This is a genomic window from Deltaproteobacteria bacterium (assembly GCA_029860075.1).
GTDB lineage: Bacteria > Desulfobacterota > JADFVX01 > JADFVX01 > JADFVX01 > JAOUBX01.
On sequence record JAOUBX010000080.1, the window covers coordinates 1 to 19,150 of the forward strand.

Annotated in this window: 17 protein-coding genes; 5 read left to right on the plus strand and 12 right to left on the minus strand. The window is 45.7% G+C overall.

All coding sequences use genetic code 11. The features are described 5' to 3' along the window. From priA to rpe, 5 genes are all read left to right on the plus strand, one after another. On the plus strand, positions 1-1,127 hold a 1,127-nt coding region (gene priA, locus OEV42_17950), incomplete at its 5' end, for a primosomal protein N' (protein MDH3976158.1). A gap of 135 nt (positions 1,128-1,262) precedes the next feature. Further along, positions 1,263-1,781: a peptide deformylase gene (gene def / locus OEV42_17955; protein MDH3976159.1), complete on the plus strand. Its 519-nt coding sequence runs from the start codon at positions 1,263-1,265 to the stop codon at positions 1,779-1,781. Then, complete coding sequence (gene fmt, locus OEV42_17960) at positions 1,781-2,719, plus strand: methionyl-tRNA formyltransferase (GenBank protein MDH3976160.1); 939 nt, start codon at positions 1,781-1,783, stop codon at positions 2,717-2,719. Before def ends, fmt begins: the two co-directional genes overlap by 1 nt. Continuing rightward, positions 2,716-3,588, plus strand: coding sequence for a DUF116 domain-containing protein (locus OEV42_17965; protein ID MDH3976161.1), 873 nt, complete (start codon positions 2,716-2,718; stop codon positions 3,586-3,588). Before fmt ends, OEV42_17965 begins: the two co-directional genes overlap by 4 nt. Before the next feature lie 27 nt (positions 3,589-3,615). Then, entirely contained in the window at positions 3,616-4,278 is a 663-nt protein-coding gene (gene rpe, locus OEV42_17970; protein MDH3976162.1) for a ribulose-phosphate 3-epimerase, read from the plus strand. Here rpe and OEV42_17975 read toward each other — a convergent pair. The 12 genes from OEV42_17975 to OEV42_18030 form a co-directional block, all read right to left on the minus strand. Further along, entirely contained in the window at positions 4,275-4,982 is a 708-nt protein-coding gene (locus OEV42_17975; protein ID MDH3976163.1) for a response regulator, read from the minus strand. The two genes, rpe and OEV42_17975, sit on opposite strands and share 4 nt — an antisense overlap. A gap of 132 nt (positions 4,983-5,114) precedes the next feature. After that, positions 5,115-5,498 (minus strand): Gfo/Idh/MocA family oxidoreductase, encoded by a 384-nt coding sequence (locus tag OEV42_17980; GenBank protein ID MDH3976164.1) that lies wholly within the window; start codon positions 5,496-5,498, stop codon positions 5,115-5,117. A 13-nt stretch (positions 5,499-5,511) separates the two neighbouring features. Continuing rightward, complete coding sequence (bioA, locus tag OEV42_17985; protein MDH3976165.1) at positions 5,512-6,867, minus strand: adenosylmethionine--8-amino-7-oxononanoate transaminase; 1,356 nt, start codon at positions 6,865-6,867, stop codon at positions 5,512-5,514. Further along, entirely contained in the window at positions 6,857-8,227 is a 1,371-nt protein-coding gene (locus tag OEV42_17990; GenBank protein MDH3976166.1) for an FAD-binding protein, read from the minus strand. The genes bioA and OEV42_17990 overlap by 11 nt, the downstream gene beginning before the upstream one ends. A gap of 124 nt (positions 8,228-8,351) precedes the next feature. Next, complete coding sequence (locus tag OEV42_17995; protein ID MDH3976167.1) at positions 8,352-8,762, minus strand: RDD family protein; 411 nt, start codon at positions 8,760-8,762, stop codon at positions 8,352-8,354. After that, on the minus strand, positions 8,755-8,937 hold the full coding sequence (locus OEV42_18000; protein MDH3976168.1) for a DUF4177 domain-containing protein: 183 nt from the start codon (positions 8,935-8,937) through the stop codon (positions 8,755-8,757). The genes OEV42_17995 and OEV42_18000 overlap by 8 nt, the downstream gene beginning before the upstream one ends. A 4-nt stretch (positions 8,938-8,941) precedes the next feature. Further along, positions 8,942-9,916, minus strand: a complete 975-nt coding sequence (gene hemB / locus OEV42_18005) for a porphobilinogen synthase (GenBank protein MDH3976169.1) — start codon at positions 9,914-9,916, stop codon at positions 8,942-8,944. A 265-nt stretch (positions 9,917-10,181) separates the two neighbouring features. Continuing rightward, positions 10,182-10,679, minus strand: a complete 498-nt coding sequence (locus OEV42_18010; GenBank protein MDH3976170.1) for a hypothetical protein — start codon at positions 10,677-10,679, stop codon at positions 10,182-10,184. Positions 10,680-10,706: 27 nt separating this feature from the next. Beyond that, positions 10,707-10,916: a hypothetical protein gene (locus OEV42_18015; GenBank protein MDH3976171.1), complete on the minus strand. Its 210-nt coding sequence runs from the start codon at positions 10,914-10,916 to the stop codon at positions 10,707-10,709. Positions 10,917-10,927: 11 nt separating this feature from the next. Then, the gene (gene dapB, locus OEV42_18020; GenBank protein ID MDH3976172.1) at positions 10,928-11,731 is read right to left on the minus strand and encodes a 4-hydroxy-tetrahydrodipicolinate reductase; all 804 of its coding nucleotides are present in this window, start codon (positions 11,729-11,731) and stop codon (positions 10,928-10,930) included. A 326-nt stretch (positions 11,732-12,057) separates the two neighbouring features. Then, positions 12,058-16,026: a tail fiber domain-containing protein gene (locus tag OEV42_18025; GenBank protein MDH3976173.1), complete on the minus strand. Its 3,969-nt coding sequence runs from the start codon at positions 16,024-16,026 to the stop codon at positions 12,058-12,060. A 65-nt stretch (positions 16,027-16,091) separates the two neighbouring features. Further along, a complete protein-coding gene (locus OEV42_18030; protein ID MDH3976174.1) occupies positions 16,092-18,593 on the minus strand; it encodes a right-handed parallel beta-helix repeat-containing protein in 2,502 nt (833 codons plus the stop codon). Positions 18,594-19,150: the final 557 nt, after the last annotated feature.

Genomic DNA, 19,150 nt, shown 5'->3' on the forward strand with positions numbered 1-19,150 from the left:
TGGAAAGCCTCAAAAATGCAGGCGAAGGAAAATCAACACACCTCACTCTCCCTGAAAGAGTAAATAACATGCCCCTTCCGGATATTGAGATTATTGACATGAAAAAAAATAAAAAGGACTGGATCTCCCCCCGATTAAAATCTCTCATTAAGGAGAACCTTGAAAAGGGAGAACAGACACTCCTTTTTTTGAACAGGCGGGGCTTTTCGCCTTTTGTTCTTTGCTTCGACTGCGGACAGGACTTTAAGTGCCCCAACTGCGCTGTTTCTCTCACATGGCATCAATCGAAAAATGAATTGATTTGCCATTACTGTGACTACACCCATTCATCATTGCCTGCCTGTCCTTCATGCAATGGCCTCAATGTGAAGGGGGTAGGCATGGGGACAGAGCAGATAGAAGAAAGTCTGGCTCAACTTTTTCAAGGTGCAAAAATAGCCCGTATGGATAGGGATACGATTAAGGGAAAGGGGGAACTCGACAAGCTGCTCCACAATTTCGGGAAAGGGAAATATGATATTCTGGTAGGAACACAGATGATTGCAAAGGGGCACCATTTTCCCGGTGTTACTCTTGTGGGTGTCATCCTTGCCGACCTTTCACTAAACATTCCCGACTTCAGAGCAGCGGAAAGAACCTATCAACTCCTTACCCAGGTGGCAGGGAGAGCAGGACGGGGAGAGAAAAAAGGGAAGGTCCTCATTCAAACATTTAATCCCGGCCATTATTCCATTCTTCATGGCGGGGAGAAAGATAGTGAAACCTTTTATGACATGGAAACGTCTATAAGAAAGGCGCTCTCTTATCCCCCCTATGCGAGGCTTGTTAATTTCAAAATATGGGGAAGCGACGCGGAAAAGGTTGAAAAAGGGGCTATTCGACTAAAAGCAATTTCGGAAAAGATACTGAAAAAAACGGGTCTTTCCCAGGTTGATATTCTGGGGCCCGCTCCGGCGCCGCTTTCGAAACTAAAGGGAAAGTCGAGGTGGCAAATGCTGGCAAGAAGCACCAGCCCGGCGCCTATCCATCAATTTTCCAGAATATTAATGAAGAGAGTAAAAGAGGAAGGGAAGTACTTCGGAAGATTAAAGGTCATAGCTGACTTTGATCCCTACAACATGATGTAATATTTCTTTATCCTTGACAGACAGGCCTTTACTGATTGAAAAAAGCTGTTAAAATCTATATAATAAGCAGTTCTGAAAATGATCGTCAAAGCGCACTTTTCCATTGCGCCGGTCTACTCCATAAAGGAAGCTCTTATGGCAATACTTGAAATTCTTGAATACCCTAACCCGGGACTTAAGAAAGTATCGGAACCAGTCGAAGAAGTCGATCTGGAGATAAAGACCCTTATCAGCGATATGTTTGAAACCATGTACAATGCGCCTGGCATTGGCCTCGCGGCCCCCCAGGTGGGCGTTCTCAAACGTGTTATCGTTGTAGATATTGAATACAGAGAGGGAGAAGGAAATCCCGTTGCGCTTATTAATCCCGAAATAATTGAATCTTCAGGAGAAACGACCTTTGAAGAGGGCTGCCTTAGTGTGCCTGAATTTACTGCCCAGGTGGAAAGATTTGAAAAGGTTACCGTAACCGGTCTCAACGAAAGGGGAGAAGAAATTGAACTTCAATGTGACGGCCTGCTGGCTATCGCCTTTCAGCATGAGATTGATCACTTAAACGGCATTCTTTTTGTTGACAGGATTGGAAATGTCAAAAGGGACATATTCAAGCGCAAATTCAAAAAACTGATCAGGAAAGAAAAGGCGCCCCTTTAATGTCTCTAAAAGGCTTAAAAGCCATCTTCATGGGAACACCGGCTTTTTCCATTCCGGCCCTGAAGGCGCTCATCAATTCAGAGTGTGACATTCTCGCAGTCGTTACACAGCCGGACAGACCGGTGGGGAGAGGAAGAAAAATCTCTTTTAATCCCATCAAGGAACTGGCGCTGGAAAATAATCTTAAAACCTTTCAGCCACTTAAAGTAAGCGATGGGGATTTTATTGAAGAAATGAGAGAGATGAAGGCCGATATCTTTGTCGTTGTTGCCTTCGGCCAGATCCTCCCCAAGGCATTAATAGATATTCCTCCCATGGGCGCCATTAATATTCACGCTTCCCTTTTACCGGCCTACAGAGGAGCAGCCCCCATCAACTGGGCCATTGTCAAGGGGGAAAAGGCTACAGGCGTTACAACCATGCTCATCGACGAGGGGCTCGACAGTGGAGACATGCTTTTGAAAAGCGAAATCATCGTAGGCAATGATGACGCCGCCACCCTTTATGATAAACTTGCTAAAGAGGGAGCCAGGCTTTTAATAAAAACAATAGAAGGTCTTAAAAACAAATCCATTAAGAGGGAAAAACAGGATGATGCCCTTGCAAGCTATGCCCCCATGCTTAAAAAGGAAGATGGCCTCATCGACTGGAATGCTGATGCAGAGGTCATTATCAATAAGGTAAGGGGCTTGCTCCCCTGGCCAACGGCACATACGGCGATTAACGGAAGAAGCCTGAAGATCTTCAAGGCACGGAAAAAAGATGGCAGGGGAAAAGCGGGAACAGTAATCATTGTGACAAAAGATCATTTTGAAGTTGCAGCAGGTTCCGGTTCCGTTGAAATAACAGAACTGCAACTGGAAGGAAAAAAACGGATGAGCAGCGGCGATTTTCTAAGAGGTGTTCAAATCAGGGTGGGAGACAAACTCGGGCAATGAAGCATGCAGCGGCAGGACACAGACATGGTCACGCTGATCATGATTCGAACGAAAAAAAGCACCTGGGAACGGAGTGGGCCAATGAAGACCTGAGCATTCACGAGGCAGAACTCGATGAAAGTGCAGGCCTTTTCTTTCGTTTCACTACAGGAGCGCTTTTTCTCCTGTCAGCCATTCTCTTCTTTGTCCTTTACCTCATTGCACCTCGACTCTCGGAAATTCACCACCGAACACCGGAGTTCCTGACCTATGCAAGCGCAATCTTTATAATCTTTGCATCTCTCGGCCTCTTTCTTACCTACATAACCGTTACCACAGGAAAGCGCCTTTTACCGGATTTCCTCACCAAAGGAGGCAAGGACAAAACACTTATAATTCTCATTACTCCCCTGGCAGTAAAACTGGGTGGCTTTTTTGGTGTCTCACGGGACCGTATTGCCAGTTCCTTTATCAAGGTAAACAATGCCCTCGTCATGGCCGCCGGAAAGAGAGGCAAAAACAACAGCGTTCTCATTCTTCTGCCCCGCTGTATCCAACATTCAAAATGCAAACAAAAGGTAGAGATAGATATTACTAACTGCAAGGACTGCGGCCTTTGCGACATTGCAGACATTATAAGAATATGCGAAGAAAATAAAATCGAATCCTTTGTAGCAACGGGAGGCAACCTGGCGAGAGCGCTCATCAAGGAGAAACGACCGTCAGGCGTTATAGGTGTTGCCTGCGAAAGAGAACTGCTCAGCGGCATTCATGACACGTCGGGCCTGCCTGTTATCGGCATACCCAATAGCCGGCCCGAGGGCCCCTGTATCGACACCAGGGTAGATCTGGAAAAGCTCGACAAAGCGGTCAAGTCTTTCCTCAAATAATAAAACAAGTTCCCCTCAAGGAGAATCATGAAAAAAATTAAAATAGCGCCTTCCATTCTATCTGCCGATTTCACAAGACTCGGCGAAGAGGTTAAAGCCGTCGAAGAGGCAGGCGCAGACTACATACATGTAGACATCATGGATGGCCACTTCGTACCCAATATTACCATTGGCCCCCTGATCGTTGCTGCCCTTAAAAAAGTAACAAAACTTCCCCTTGATGTTCATCTGATGATTGAAAAACCTGAATTCTACATACCCGAATTCGGTAAAGCGGGCAGTGACATTATTACCGTTCATGCCGAGGCCTCGGTTCATCTCAACAGGGCCATAGCCATGATAAAGGAAACAGGGGCAAAGGCGGGAGTTTCACTCAATCCATCGACGCCGCTTACAGCCATTGACTGTCTTCTGGAAGATATTGACCTTGCTCTCGTCATGAGTGTCAATCCGGGATTCGGAGGACAATCCTTTATAGAATCATCACTGAAAAAAGTGGCTTCACTAAGGAAAGAACTGGACAAGCGCGGCCTCGACAAGGTAGCGCTGGAAGTGGACGGTGGTATCAAGATTGAAAATATCAGAAGTGTAAGGGAAGCAGGAGCGGATGTCTTTGTTGCCGGTTCAGCTATCTTCGGCAAAGGTAATTACAATGACATTATCACTGAAATGAAAAGAATTGCGGCTTAATTACCCTTGCTTCCTTCTTTCACATAGTTTGCAATAGCCATTTTAAGCTCCAGAGGAATTTTCGAAAATTTTATTCCCATGCCAGGCATAATATGGGACGGCAGGGCTGAGCTATCCTCTATTATCCTCACGACATCACCTTCAGCCTCATAAACGGTTTCCGACTTTGGAAGTTTAAACCTGAGCACCAGCCCTGAACCCACATCCAGCGGTTTAGTACAGACGATAAACATTCCTCCTTCACTGATGTCATGCATTGCGGAAGTATGCTCTTCACCATCGGTAAGGAAGGTTACATCCGTATTGATGGGCGCTCTTACATGCTCCCTGACCAGCACATGAAGAAAGTTTTTTACCTTACCGAGAAGTTCCATCCTGTTAATAGGTTTAGTTACAAATTCGTCACAACCCGCAAGAAGACATTTGGCCTTTTCATCCTCTTCACCGGCTTTTGTCACCATGATGATGGGCGTCTGTTTAAGTTCGGGATCAGACTTGACGAGTTTACAACACTCATCACCATTCATTTCAGGCATATAGAGATCCAACAAAATGAGGTCAGGGCGCTCCGCTTTAATAATTTTAAGGGCTTCATGACCGTCATTTGCCGTTAAAATGCTGCAATTCGTTCTTTTCAAGAAAGATTTTTGCAGTTCTATAAAGAATTTGACGTCATCAACGATGAGTATTTTTTTTGTTTGCATATAAACCCGGTCCTTTAAGAATGGTCTAAATTCTACTCGGTAGAAAAGGAATTGTCAATTGGACTTATGGAAAGCTTTAAAAAGGTACGCATAGAAAATCAGGGGAGAAAAACACTTTTCTTTTTTCCTGATTTATCCATCAATAATATTTGTATGTTCCGGCAGAGTCTCATCGGTAATGAGTCTCCACATGAGTTCAGCCACAAGCCGGGACACGATTACCGTATGCGAGTTTCCCATTTTTACCTGGGCAAGCTTCATGTTCCTTTCAACAATCATATTCCCCGTAAGATTAAAGATAATATCTATATTATCACCCATATCAATGATCTCATTTTCATCGCAACAAATGGGAATACCTTTATCCTTTGCATAATCAAGGCCGGGAGACGTATCATTTTTTTCTAAAACAGCCACAATAGAAATACCACTATTTTCGAACTTCTTGAGTTTTCTTATAAATGTGCTCCCTACTCTGCCCAGCCCGACAATTGCAATCCTTACCTGTCCTTCCATTTTTTACCTCCATTTACTCTGCTGTAGCTCTCTCTATTGACATATAAACAACATTAAGGAGCTTATCTATTTCATCCGCTGTTATAGATAAAGGCGGCATAAGAACAACCACATTCCCAAGGGGCCTGATAATAACACCCGATTTTCTCGCTTCCATAATAACCCGGTGCCCCATTTTCATCTCAAAGGGATAAGGTTTTTTACTCTCCTTATCTTCAACAAGTTCAATGCCAACCATGAAACCCTTTTGTCTTACATCACCGACATGGTGTAAAGAATGAAACCTTTTTAAACCGGCTGCCAGGTAACTTACCTTATCCTGCATATTTTTAATGGTCTCTTCCTGCTCGAAAAGATCAATATTCGCAATAGCAGCAGCACAGGCAAGAGGATTTCCCGTATAGGTATGACCATGAAAAAAAGTTTTAAGTTCCCCGTACTCACCTTTAAAAGCATTGTAGATCTCCTCCGTCGTAACGGTAGCGGCAAGGGGAAGATAGCCGCCGGTAATCCCCTTGGCAACAGCCATTATATCGGGACGGACCTCTTCATGAACTGAAGCAAACATTCTGCCTGTTCTGCCAAAACCCGTTGCTACTTCATCCAGAATAAGATGAATATCGAAACGGTCGCAAAGCTCCCTCAAGCCCTTCAGGTAACCTTCAGGATGAACGATCATGCCTGCCGCCCCCTGAACCAAAGGTTCAACAAGCATAGCGGCAACATTTTCATGCTCTTTCTTCATCAGCTTTTCAACGTCACCGAGACAGGCAATTTTGCAGGAGGGATAACTCAGTCCCTTTTCACAGCGATAACAAAAAGGTGTCATTACTCTATGAGCATCAAAAAGGAGCGGCCTGAATATGTCATGAAAAAGTTCCATCCCTCCTACACTGACGGAACCGATAGTATCACCATGATAAGCTTCTTTAAGGGCTATGAATCGGGTCTTTGATTTCTGGCCCTTTAGCTGTCGGTACTGAAAAGCCATTTTCAGAGCAATTTCGACGGCCGTTGAACCACTGTCGGAATAAAAAACTCTTGACAGGCCTTCCGGTGATATTTGAAGGAGTTTTTCAGCAAGTTCGACAGCGGGAATATTGGAAAGTCCAAGCAAGGTAGAGTGGGCTATTTTATGGAGCTGGCTTTTTACCGCCTCATCGAGCTTCCCCTTCCTGTGTCCGTGGACGGTAACCCACAGCGATGACACTCCGTCAAGATAACGGTTTCCATCGACATCAATGAGATAGCTTCCTTCACCGGAGGCTATAACAAGAGGCTCTTCTTCTTCCCATTCCTTCATTTGGGTAAAAGGATGCCATATATGCTTTCTATCCAGTTGCTGCAATCTTTTTTTGTCACTCGTCATTTTTGAAACCCTTTGCGGGAAAGATCTTTCCCGGATTCAGTATATTTGAAGGATCGAAGACCTTTTTGATTCCTTCCATCAACGCTATCTCTCGTTGAGAGAGTTCCATTGCTATGTAGGGCTGCTTGCTGATTCCCACGCCATGCTCTCCTGAAATAGTGCCATTCAGTTGGAGCGCCGTTTTAAAGACCTCCTTCACAGCCTCTTCCCCCCGCTTCTCTTCCTCTCTATTCCCCTTGTTTATCATTATATTGACATGAATATTCCCGTCTCCGGCATGACCGAAGTTTGCCATAACAACATTATGCTTATGGGCAATCTTCTCCAGACGTTCAATAAGTTCCGGCACCTTGTTTCTGGGAACAGCAATGTCTTCATTAATCTTTTTCGTTGCTAATTTATATAGCGATGGTGAAATAGCCCTTCTCGTTGCCCAGAGCTGTTCAGACTCCTTTTTTTCACTGCTCTTCTTTATCCTGACGGCTCCCTGCTCCTTGCAAAGCCCCTCAATAACAAGAGAATCCTCCGCAATAACCGTTCCGGAACCATCTGCTTCAATGAGGAGAATGGCTTTCACCTCCCCGGAAGGAGGGTCGTTAAGGTCTCCTCTGACACATTTCAGGGTAGAATTGTCTATAAATTCAAGCACCGAAGGAATCACCCCGGAAGCCATAATGGCGCTTACTGCCCTGCCCGCTTCAAGGGCGCCCGGAAATTCAGCGAGCAGTGTCACCTTTCCCTTCGGTTTGGGAATGAGTTTGAGCAGTATTTTAGTTACAATACCAAGGGTCCCCTCGGAGCCGACCATAAGCCTTGTCAGATCATAACCGACAACACCCTTGGCCGCCTTCGTTCCCGCAGCGATGATCTCTCCCGTAGGAAGCACCACTTCCAGGCCCATCACGTAATCACGGGTAACACCGTACTTGACCGCCCTCGGCCCCCCTGAACCCATTGCCACGTTACCACCCAATGTACAAAATTTTAAACTCGAAGGATCGGGTGGATAAAAAAGGTCAAGCGCCTCCACTTCTTTTTGCAAATGTCCTGTTACAACACCCGGCTCGACAAGGGCCGTCATATTTTCCCTGTCTATTTCCAATATTTTATTAAGCCTCTTGAGAGACATGACAAGGCCACCCTGCACAGGGAGCGCACCTCCCACAAAACCTGACCCCGCCCCTCTCGGCACAACGGAAAACCCGTCAGCCGTTGCAAGCTTCATAATTTCCGATATTTCCTCAACCGTTCCCGGAAAAACAACGGCCTCGGGAAGAAATTCCTGCCCTGTTGCATCGTAGGAATAACAGATAAGCTCTTCCTCTTCAGTGGTAAGATGCTTATGGCCTGTTATTTTCATTAATTTATCAATTACTTGCTTGTCCAATGGTCATCCTGAAAAAACTGAAATTACAAACCTTTAATGAATAATACTAAAGACATCTGAGGGGAGATTATACAACACGAAGGGATCTTATATAAATCTAAGCTTCAACAACAACCGTATCAGCCATAACATCTCCCACCCTCATGCCTTGCTCCGCTTCACATACAAAGTAGCACTCAAAGAGAAGGATGGGAATGCCTACAACAACAAAGAGAAACCAACCAAGAAAAGGAATAATAAAAAAGAAGTAGGCAATGGCAAAGGGAATATTTCTGATGAGTGATTCTTTAAAAGATATGGGCGTTAAAGTGGCCCTGTGAACAACTTTCAGGCCGATGAGCCTCTTTCCCGGGCTTTGCCCCTCCTTAAACCCGTCAGCAATGAAGATATAAAGAAGACCTGCCAGCGGACCGACAGGAGGGATAACAAGCGCCATGGCCCAGGCGATGAGTATATCGATAAACCGGGCTATGTAACGATTAAGAATAAAAGAATTCCTGTTAATCATCCTTTCCCTCACTTTTCGTAAAGGTAATAAATGCCATGGCAGGTCTTTTGGATGAGTCTTTCATCGCAAAATGGATCCCTTCAAAATCCCAGCCTTCGGCCGTCCATTCATTGAGTACTTCTTCAATGTCCTCATCGGTGACCGTTGCCAGTTCAACTACCTTGTACGTGATCATCCTTCTATCGGTTTAGCACTCTTGCTGCATCCTTGGCAAAATAGGTTAGAATTAGATCGGCCCCGGCCCGCTTGATACTGAGCAAGGTTTCCATCATCACCTTTTCCCCGTCAATCCAGCCCATTTTCTCAGCGGCCTTCGTCATGGCATATTCACCACTTACATTGTAGGCAGCAATGGGATGATCAAATTCATCTTTGATACGCCTGATGATATCGAGATAAGGAAGGGCAGGTTTTACCATAATAATATCGGCGCCTTCTTCAATGTCGAGTTCAACCTCTCTTAGTGCTTCATTAGTATTGGCAGGGTCCATCTGGTAAGAGCGCCTGTCGCCAAATTGAGGCGTCGACTCGGCAGCCTCCCTGAAAGGCCCGTAAAATGCCGATGAATACTTGGCTGCATAGGACATGATGGGAATATTGTCATAACCGTTCTCATCGAGGGCTTCCCTGATGGCCGCCACACGGCCATCCATCATATCCGATGGCGCAACCATATCGGCCCCGGCCTTGGCATGAGAGACAGCTTCTCTTGCCAGCAGATCGACAGTCTGATCATTATCGACATCACCCTTTTCAATAAAGCCGCAATGACCATGGGAGGTAAACTCACAAAGGCATACATCGGTAATAACGGTAAGGTCTGGCACCTTGTTTTTAATTTCCCTGATGGCCTGCTGAACGATTCCTTTATCAGAATAAGCATCGGTTCCAAGCTCGTCCTTATGCTCTGGAATGCCGAAGAGAATAACAGCGGGAATACCGAGGTCATAAATTTCTTTGGCCTCTTTTGCAAGATGATCAAGGGAAAGCTGAAATTGCCCCGGCATTGATGAAATTTCATTCTTTTTGTTCTTACCGAAGGTCACAAAAAGAGGCAGAATGAGATCATCTGCAGCAAGAGAAGTCTCCCTCACCATGCGCCTTAAGTTCTCATTTTTCCTCAGTCTTCTTGGCCTGTATTCTGGAAAGTACATCTAAAACTCCTTAATTGTGCAAATATTATTTAGAATGCTAGAAGTATAACTAAAAGCCCCGAAAGGGTGCAAGGGAAAAGGTTTTAAAGGGGAGGGATAAGGACAGTTCAGCAGGGAAGAAAAAATGATGATTATTTCGCAAAGCCACCAAGAGCACTGAGTCTCCCCCTGTTCCGGGCTAATTAATCATCAAATTTCTTCGCAATCGCTTCACCATGAGGATTAGCCGTCATTTTTATATTAAGAAATCAAATCATTGAAATCTCTACTTATTCTTGCCTTTACCCTTGCCCTTATTCCGCTTCCCGCCTTTTTTGACCTTCCCTTTGCCTTTCGATCCTCCCGCCATGTTTTTGGCCTCATTTTTTAACTCATGAAAGGCTCTGGAACCCGGCTTTATGCCGAGTCTTTTCGCCATAACTCCCCAACCCTGCCCCCTGTTGGCTTTGTACTGCGTAACCACGAAATCAAAAGGTTTGCCCGAGAGAACAGATAAGCGAACGGCCATATAGATGTCACCGGGAGCAAATTTGTCCCTGTCAAGGAGGAGCCTTAGACTGGCTTCATGGACTTTGCCCAGAGTACTCATGCTTTTAATAAAGGTGTTAATATCGCTTTTTGCCTTATCGTTTATCTTATCCAGCATGGAATCGAGGGTCTTGTCCCCCGTCTTGGGCAAAAAAAGCGGAAAAAGATCAACGGCAAAGACGTTCTGACTAAAGAAAAAACTTACCAAAAATATGAGCAACCATCTTTTTTGCATAACATCCCCCTCTTTAACGTTTTTTAACTATTCCTCGAAACTAAGTTCCGTTGCATCGACGGAAAGAATTTCCCTGCCGAAAAGGAGCGTGGGAATACCTAAATCCTTTCCGTAAAGATATTGAAGTTCCTTCCTCACCTCGGCAGCCATCTCAGAGGTAAGATGAATTCCCATGCAATGTCTGCCGTCAGCTTCAAATTCCTCCATTTTTTTTTTAATATCTTTAACAAGTGACATTATTCAATCCTTTACTTAAGTCCAAGTACATCCTGCATGTCATAAATCCCCGGCGCTTTCCCGACAAGCCAAAGCGCGCCTTTAACGGCACCGCTTGCAAAAGTATCCCTGCTTGTTGCCCTGTGGGTTATTTCCAGCCTTTCACCGGTACCATAAAAGTATACCGTATGATCACCCACTACGTCACCCCCTCTAAGCGTCTGAACTCCAATTTCTTCTTTGCTTCTCGCTCCTATCATACCGTGACGTTCAAAAACGCCTACTTCCGACAAGCTTCTTCCCACCGACTCTGCCGCTACTTCAGCCAGCTTCATAGCCGTCCCGCTGGGCGCATCTTTTTTAAGCTTGTGATGAGTCTCAACCATCTCCATATCGAAGTCACTGCCGAGAGCCCGTGCAGCCTCCGCCACAAGTTTCAGCATAAGGTTGACCCCCATACTCATATTAGGTGCGATAATGCAGGGAATATTAGCAGCATTTTTTTTCACTTCTTCCATTTCGGAAGCTGTAAAACCTGTACTTCCGATAACAGCCGCCTTTTTATGCTTGCTCACAGCAACCAGATTCTCTATGGTTACGTCGGGAAAGGTAAAGTCTATGATGACATCAGCCTCTTTCATTACAGCATTGATATCAGAGGATATTTCTACCCCTAAATTACCAACACCGGCAACCTCGCCTGCATCCTTGCCCAATGCATAATGTTCATCATGCTCGATAGCACCTACAAGTTCTATCCCTTCCGTATCACCGATTACACTTATTATCCTGGCGCCCATCCTGCCCGCCGCACCAGTTACAGCAGCTTTTACCATGCTAAATTACTCCTTACACAGGTTATTTTATGTATGCGCTATTTTGAAGAAAAGAGGGGATGATGTCAAGGGAAAGAAGGAAGGGAAGAAAGACTTTCAACAAACCTATATGACAACAAAAAAAGAGGGCCCGGCTCATTTGAACCAGACCCTCTTTATCATGGCTTTTTGAAAAAGGGGAGGCGCCGTCAGCAAGATTTACGGGGCTGTAATAAAAGCGAATGACTCCATTAATCTAATGGCGCCAGGCCGCACTGTCTTTCCTGCGCCTGAATATTGTCTTCTTTTCTTTCCCTCCCAACGTTATCTGTCCATTCTCTCCTATGTCATTTGTCAACCGCTTTGCCCTGAATAGTTGCTAATGGCCCATTCTTGGCCAGAGTTGCTTCAATTTGGGCCATACGAAGCTTCATCATTTCCATCTCAGCAAGCCTGTCTTCCATGGTAACATTTTTAGCCTTAAGTGATACGTTCTCTGCCTTCAGGCGCTCTATCTCCTTTTGCTGTGCTTTGATCGCTTCGACAATTGCAGGCATGAGGCGTGCGTAATCGACGGCCTTGTACCCGTCTTTCCCTGTATATACCAGTTCAGGATAAACTGCTTCCACTTCCTGGGCAATAAAACCGATCTGCTGTTTATCATCAAACTTTTTATGAGGAAATTCTTTTACATTCCAGTTATAGCTGACACCGCGAAGTTTAACTATCTGCGCAAGAGCGTCATCCAGTTTACGCACATTTTTCTTGTAACGAATATCAGAGGTTAAAGGAATCGTGTTTGCCCTTACCTCACCGCTGGCATTGATGTCACCAGCGACATCAAGATTATAAGCAGGAGCCTCAACGCCTACCCCCACATTTCCGGCAAAATAGCTTCCCGTTGCAGCATCGGCCTGGTAAAGCGCCCATTTATTGGTCACAGTTCCACCCGGCACGGGGGTGCCAATATAAATACCGTAACTGTTATCTATCTGACCACCTCCATGGTCAGCATCGACCTTCAGGCCATAGGCATTTTGCACGACCGAAACCGGCGAAGCGGTTGCACCGGCACCGTATTTGATGTTGATGCCAACCTGAGTCTCCAGGATTTCATTTCCCAGCTTACCATCTGCAACGACATTCGTATCGATGCCGCTTACATGGTTGCTGGTCAAGGTCCATTTGGATGCATCCGGCGCAACCTCTACAGATAATCCACGCTGATAGTCTACACCCAGATCTTCAGCAACGGTCGTACCCATGATAGAAACCTGATAGCCGTCCTTCGGAGTTGCCAGCCCGATGGCTATGTTACCGCTTGTATAGGAGGCAAATGTTCCACCGTCTATGAAGGCGCCGTTGGAAGGAAGGTTAGTCAGGCCCGCGCCATCGCCGACAAAGGCCGTTGCCTTAACCGTTCCGGCAACATCCAGCTTCTCTGTTGGAGCAGACGTCCCTATACCAACATTTCCACTTGTGTAGAAAGCGAAAGTTCCGCCCTCTGAGAACACAGAACCTGTCGGCAGACCAGTCAGACCCGAACCATCTCCGATAAATGCCGTGGCTTTTACCGTACCGGCCACATCCAGCTTTTCCGACGGAGCCATAGTCCCGATACCGACATCACCATTCAGGTAGACTTCATCGGCGGCAAAGTCACCACCGATGAGGGGGGTGGAGGTAGAGGTATTTTCTATGTAAAGCTTGTTGGATTTTATTTCGTTATAACCGGCCAGGTAACCAAGAAAAACATTCCCTGTACCGGAAATATTATTATAACCGGCGGAATGGCCGTATGCCGTATTGTTGGAACCTTTAGTATTATAAAGGCTATTTACACCGGTTGCGGTATTATTATTTCCACTGTCATTGGAGCGAAGAGCGTAATAACCACTGGCTGTATTTTCGTTCCCGCTTTTATTTACACTTATAGCGTTCTTACCAATGGCCGTATTATTATTTCCGTCTATATTATGCGCAAGAGCGCTACTCCCGTTAGCAGTATTGTTATTACCAATGGTATTGTTAAATAAAGCGCTCGCTCCGGTAGCCGTATTATTGCTACCGGTCGTATTGTAAACCAGTGCAATAAGCCCATTTGCCGTATTGCCGCCTCCCGTGGTATTTGAGCGCAAGGCGCCGCTACCAGTTGCCGTATTATAATTTCCTATAGTATTATCTCTTAAAGCGTCAATTCCGACAGCAGTATTATCAGTGCCCGATGTAGTTGCATACAAGGCCAGCCTCCCTACGGCGGTATTCTTCATTCCATCTGACTGAAGACTCGCCCCTGCACCCGCACCGATTAAAGTGGAATAATTAGCAGGATCAAAATTGATCAAACCCGCTACCTGGAGCTTATGGTTGGGGGTTGTCGTACCAATACCAACCCTGTTATTGACCACATCGATGTAAAGCGTCCCCGAATCAAAATCCTGATCAGCAGTGCCATTTTTAAGGGCAACATCAGAGGGAAGAGAAGCAGATGAAATACTTGTCAATCCCGAACCGTCACCCACAAAGGCAGCAGCAGTTACGTTACCCGTCGCAGTCACATTACCAACCACGTCCAGCGCTTCCGTTGGACTCGTCGTCCCGATGCCTATCTTGCCGTCTACCTGTGTCAACTGCGTCCCTTCAAAAACCGGCTGTTCAGTCGTCGTACCTGTTCCCGATAAAGCAGTGAATGTGACCGAATCGCCACCCATATACGCTATAGTTATGTTGGCAGTCCCGGTAGTAGAACCGCTCGAGCGACGCAGTTGAAGGAACACCTGGTATGATTGCACCCGTACCTGAAGACTAAAGTCGTTACCGCTATAGGCACCTGTGCTGACAATGGGCAGTACCTCACGCCACTGGCCTCCTTCCTGGTTGTACTGTGTAGCTATCAGATACTGCTTCGAAACGGAGAAACCACCGGAGATAACCACATTGACTTTTAGATTTTGCCCGGCGGAAGGCTTATGAACCTTACCAATCTCTACATACTCATCGATGACTGTCGGTAATGTCCGCGTCTCATTATATACCTGTTCATTCCAGTGAGTTAGGCAGTCGCCATTTAGACAAATTGCATCAGCAGTCACATCACCCGTCGCAGTCACATTACCAACCACGTCCAGCGCCTCCGTCGGACTCGTCGTCCCGATGCCTATCTTGCCGTCTACCTGTGTCAACTGCGTCCCTTCAAAAACCGGCTGTTCAGTCGTTGTACCTGTTCCCGATAAAGCAGTGAATGTGACCGAACCGTCACCCATATACGCTATAGTTATGTTGGCAGTCCCGGTAGTAGAACCGCTCGAGCGACGCAGTTGAAGGAACACCTGGTATGAGTGCACCCGTACCTGAAGACTAAAGTCGTTACCGCTATAGGCACCTGTGCTGACAATGGGCAGGACCTCACGCCACTGGCCTCCTGTCTGGTGGTACTGTGTAGGTATCAGATACTGCTTCGAAACGGAGAAACCACCGGAGATAACCACATTGACTTTTAGATTTTGCCCGGCGGAAGGCTTATGAACTCTACCAATTTCTACATACTCATCGACGACTGTCGGCAATGTCCGCGTCTCATTATATACTTGTTCATTCCAGTGAGTTAGGCAGTCGCCATTTAGACAAATTGCATCAGCAGTCACATTACCCGTTGCGGTCACATTACCAACCACGTCCAGCGCCTCCGTCGGACTCGTCGTCCCGATGCCTAGCTTGCCGTCTACCTGTGTCAACTGCGTCCCTTCAAAAACCGGCTGTTCAGTCGTCGTACCTGTTCCCGATAAAGCAGTGAATGTGACCGAATCGCCACCCATAGACTCTATAGTTATGTTGGCAGTCCCGGCAGCCGAACCGCTCGAGCGACGCAGTTGAAGGAACACCTGGTATGATTGCACCTGTACCTGAAGACTAAAGTCGTTACCGCTATAGGCACCTGTGCTGACAATGGGCAGTACTTCACGCCACTGGCCTCCTTCCTGGTTGTACTGTGTAGCTATCAGATACTGCTTCGAAACGGAGAAACCACCGGAGATAGCCACATTGACTTTTAGATTTTGCCCGACGGAAGGCTTATGAAATCTCCCGATCTCTACATACTCATCGACAACTGTAGGCAATGTCCGCGTCTCATTATATATCTTTGTGCCCGTATCGTCAGTCCCGCAAACAATATTTCCACTGGCATCCGTATCCAGGCTGTCACAATCGGAAATACTGGTTTTGATATTTCCGTTAACGATTAAATCCCCCGCTGCATAGGCCTGTGCATAGACCATCAGCATCACCACCGTGTATATTAATATAAGCTTCTTCATGACTCCTCCTTCATATTAAGCCTTTAATTTCATATTCATTTGAATAATTAGAAAAGTTGTCGCCATTAAGGCGAGGTTTCAATATTTTCGGTCGTTACAGTCCCATCACTCAGCGTCATATTGCCAATAATCGTAGTAATGCCTGAAATGGTATCAAAGTTACAACCATAACCACCCTCCAGGGTCACACTGATGTTTCTGTTGAAGTTAACGCTTTCAGTTATATTCACCACCCGGGTTTGAATGATATCTCCATCAACCGCCCCATCATATGCCGCCTGCACAGAAGTATAAGCAGTCGAAGGTGAACCGGCAATTCTTACAGTCTCTGTTATACACTGGAATAATGCCGTTACCTTACAATCTCTCGTAATCGGTGCGGTCTCATAGGTATCTCCTGTATCATAGTAAATATTGCAGCCCTCCCCCATAACAGAGTCGATAATATGGCTCGCATCAGGAATTACATCAAAGCTTACCACAAAACCAGAGTTCACAATATCGGGCGTCCCCGGTGATATTGACCCACCCGTACCCCACACATAGGTCACGGAATAGTTCTCCAATACCGGATTCCAGGCATTGATAGCGCCAAAGGGATAGAGGTCCTGACCGTAGGCCGCATCCAGTATGCCGTCACTTCCAGACACATCCTGACCGGCACCGGAATAATTATCCACTCCGCTGTAGTTGGACCAGTAGTTTCCTCCATCAGGATAGCCATTATGCCACTGAGCCGACGCATTGCTTACCTGGCTGCTATTATCTATAAAATTATTGTGATAAATGCTTATGCCTGCCTGGGCGTTGGATATGGCTGCGGCGTTATTGCTGAACATATTCTCTGTGATTAAAACATCCGGATAACTTGCTGACGCAAAGGATATACCGCTCAACGTATTACCGCTTATCTCATTGCCGCTCATAACAACTGCACCTGCTGTATTATTCATCGAAATGCCATACCCGTTATTCCTGATAATGTTGTCCGAAATAATACTTCCTGCCGAACTTGTAGCGAAATATGCAACAATCCCGTAGGAATTATCTTCTATTATATTTCCTGTTATTTCACAGTATTTGGCAGGCGACCTCACAATAATTCCATGGAGACCCTGGCCCGGTCTGATCGTTAAACCGCTGACAACCACATTGGCGCTGTTTATATCTATTGCAGTGTTATAACTGCCGCTCGTAGACAGCACAATTGCATTCTCCGTCGATGTCAGGATCAGTGATTTCGTTATGCGTACCTGCTCATTGTACGTTCCCGCTTTTACAATCACGCGATCACCAACACCTACGCCATTTACCCCCGCCTGGATCGTTTGATAGGGCGACGCCTCTGAACCGCAGCCGCTTGTGCAGCTGCTGGTGGCATTTACAAAAACATCCGGCCCTGACGCTATTGTCGCGTTTGCTTCATTGCCGGCCCATTCACCGGATGCATTAAAAGCACTCACCCGGTAGTAATAAGTCTCTCCTGTGAATAGATTGTTGTCACTATAGCTGGTAGCGTTAGCGGCAAGAGACGCTATTTCATAATAGGTCCCTCCGACACCTTGCTTCCGCTCTACCTTATAGCCTGTTTCTTTGCTTGAGTTGTCGGTCCAGGCCAAATTAACATTTCTCGAACCATCTAAGGTGGCCGTCAAACCTGTCGGCATCGGGTCCTCAAAGAGGGCCGTTATCGTACAATCTCTCATAATGGGCAATGTCGTGTAAGTACTCCCCGACACATTGGAAAAACCGCAGCCCTCAGCGCTAACGGAGGTAATTATATAGCCCGCATCAGGCAACACGTCAAACTCCAGCGCAGTACCTTCATAGACTTCCTGAGATGTCTCAGGATTAATGGCGCCACCGGGACCTGATTCAGTTATTACCGTATGAGACTTGATATCAAAAAAAACTGATACGGTGCAATGGGAAGTAATAGGTGCAGTCGAGTAGATATTTCCTGAGACATGGTGAATGCCACAGCCATCGATCAGGGTAGGTTCATACCCGTCTTCCGGTGTAATTTCATAAGTTAAAACACTCCTGTAATCAACCGTCTGAAGGATCGATGGATAGATTGTTCCCGAAGGCCCGGTATTTGTATCTACATCAAAATTTTTTATTGTAAGATGAGCCGTTAGACTATAAAGGCCATCGAGGTTGATCGTACATGTGGGAGAAGTTCCACACGAATTAGACCATGAAACAAAATCATATCCCATATGAGGAGCAACGGTAAGTGTCACTGTTGAAACATTTCCAAAACAGTAATATTCATTGCCACATTGACTTCCGGGAGGATCCATGGTCACTGCACTCTCATAATCACCTGCATCATTTTCCAAAATGAGATTAAGAACATTACCTTCTGTAACTGTCCGTTTGATTGTATTACCTTTATCATCATACAAGTAAATAACTGAGGGGCCGTTCTCGTGATTAACCTTATTTAGTCGATCGTAGGCGTCGTATTTGTAGGTAGCCTTGCCTGCCGAAACTAATGCCGGGAAACAGAGTGCCGCCAACATTGCAAATAGCAGGCATATGTTAAGGTTTATTTTTCTCATATTTTATTCTCCCCTCAAATCACAATAAAAACAGTTTTTTCTTTCTCTGAGGCCTCTGTGACCTTTTATGCCCCGTAGGTACTGTGGCTATCTTTTTTGATCTTTATCCCACCTGCCCCGTTAAATCTATTAACGGGGTCTAAAATAAAGTCTTTTAAATCTTTTTTCTTTTGACAGGATTTACAGGATCAACCGGATTTTAAAACCCTCTTTCACTCCTCTATCAACCCGCAAAAGTCTAATCTACTCAAAACAGGTCGCTGTCCCTATTTTTCATTTCGTCAATTGCGTAGACCTGACCCCTTATTCTTTGACCGGATTCACTGGATTTTAAAACCCTAAAAAATTCTTTTATCTTTCGCTCTTAATCCTGTAAATCCCGTTAATCCCGTCTAAAACAAGTCTTTTAAATCTTTTTTCTTTTGACAGGATTTACAGGATCAACCGGATTTTAAAACCCTCTTTCACTCCTCTATCAACCCGTTAAAGTCTAATCTACTCAAAACAGGTCGCTGCCCCTATTTTTCATTTCGTCAATTGCGTAGACCTGACCCCTT

Excerpts from the sequence above, each read along its gene's own strand:
- def (MDH3976159.1), top strand. The coding sequence starts at position 1,263 with ATGGCAATACTTGAAATTCTTGAATACCCTAACCCGGGACTTAAGAAA.
- fmt (MDH3976160.1), top strand. The coding sequence starts at position 1,781 with ATGTCTCTAAAAGGCTTAAAAGCCATCTTCATGGGAACACCGGCTTTT.
- OEV42_17965 (MDH3976161.1), top strand. The coding sequence starts at position 2,716 with ATGAAGCATGCAGCGGCAGGACACAGACATGGTCACGCTGATCATGAT.
- rpe (MDH3976162.1), top strand. The coding sequence starts at position 3,616 with ATGAAAAAAATTAAAATAGCGCCTTCCATTCTATCTGCCGATTTCACA.
- OEV42_17975 (MDH3976163.1), bottom strand. The coding sequence starts at position 4,982 with ATGCAAACAAAAAAAATACTCATCGTTGATGACGTCAAATTCTTTATA.
- OEV42_17980 (MDH3976164.1), bottom strand. The coding sequence starts at position 5,498 with ATGGAAGGACAGGTAAGGATTGCAATTGTCGGGCTGGGCAGAGTAGGG.
- bioA (MDH3976165.1), bottom strand. The coding sequence starts at position 6,867 with ATGACGAGTGACAAAAAAAGATTGCAGCAACTGGATAGAAAGCATATA.
- OEV42_17990 (MDH3976166.1), bottom strand. The coding sequence starts at position 8,227 with ATGAAAATAACAGGCCATAAGCATCTTACCACTGAAGAGGAAGAGCTT.
- OEV42_17995 (MDH3976167.1), bottom strand. The coding sequence starts at position 8,762 with ATGATTAACAGGAATTCTTTTATTCTTAATCGTTACATAGCCCGGTTT.
- OEV42_18000 (MDH3976168.1), bottom strand. The coding sequence starts at position 8,937 with ATGATCACGTACAAGGTAGTTGAACTGGCAACGGTCACCGATGAGGAC.
- hemB (MDH3976169.1), bottom strand. The coding sequence starts at position 9,916 with ATGTACTTTCCAGAATACAGGCCAAGAAGACTGAGGAAAAATGAGAAC.
- OEV42_18010 (MDH3976170.1), bottom strand. The coding sequence starts at position 10,679 with ATGCAAAAAAGATGGTTGCTCATATTTTTGGTAAGTTTTTTCTTTAGT.
- OEV42_18015 (MDH3976171.1), bottom strand. The coding sequence starts at position 10,916 with ATGTCACTTGTTAAAGATATTAAAAAAAAAATGGAGGAATTTGAAGCT.
- dapB (MDH3976172.1), bottom strand. The coding sequence starts at position 11,731 with ATGGTAAAAGCTGCTGTAACTGGTGCGGCGGGCAGGATGGGCGCCAGG.
- OEV42_18025 (MDH3976173.1), bottom strand. The coding sequence starts at position 16,026 with ATGAAGAAGCTTATATTAATATACACGGTGGTGATGCTGATGGTCTAT.
- OEV42_18030 (MDH3976174.1), bottom strand. The coding sequence starts at position 18,593 with ATGAGAAAAATAAACCTTAACATATGCCTGCTATTTGCAATGTTGGCG.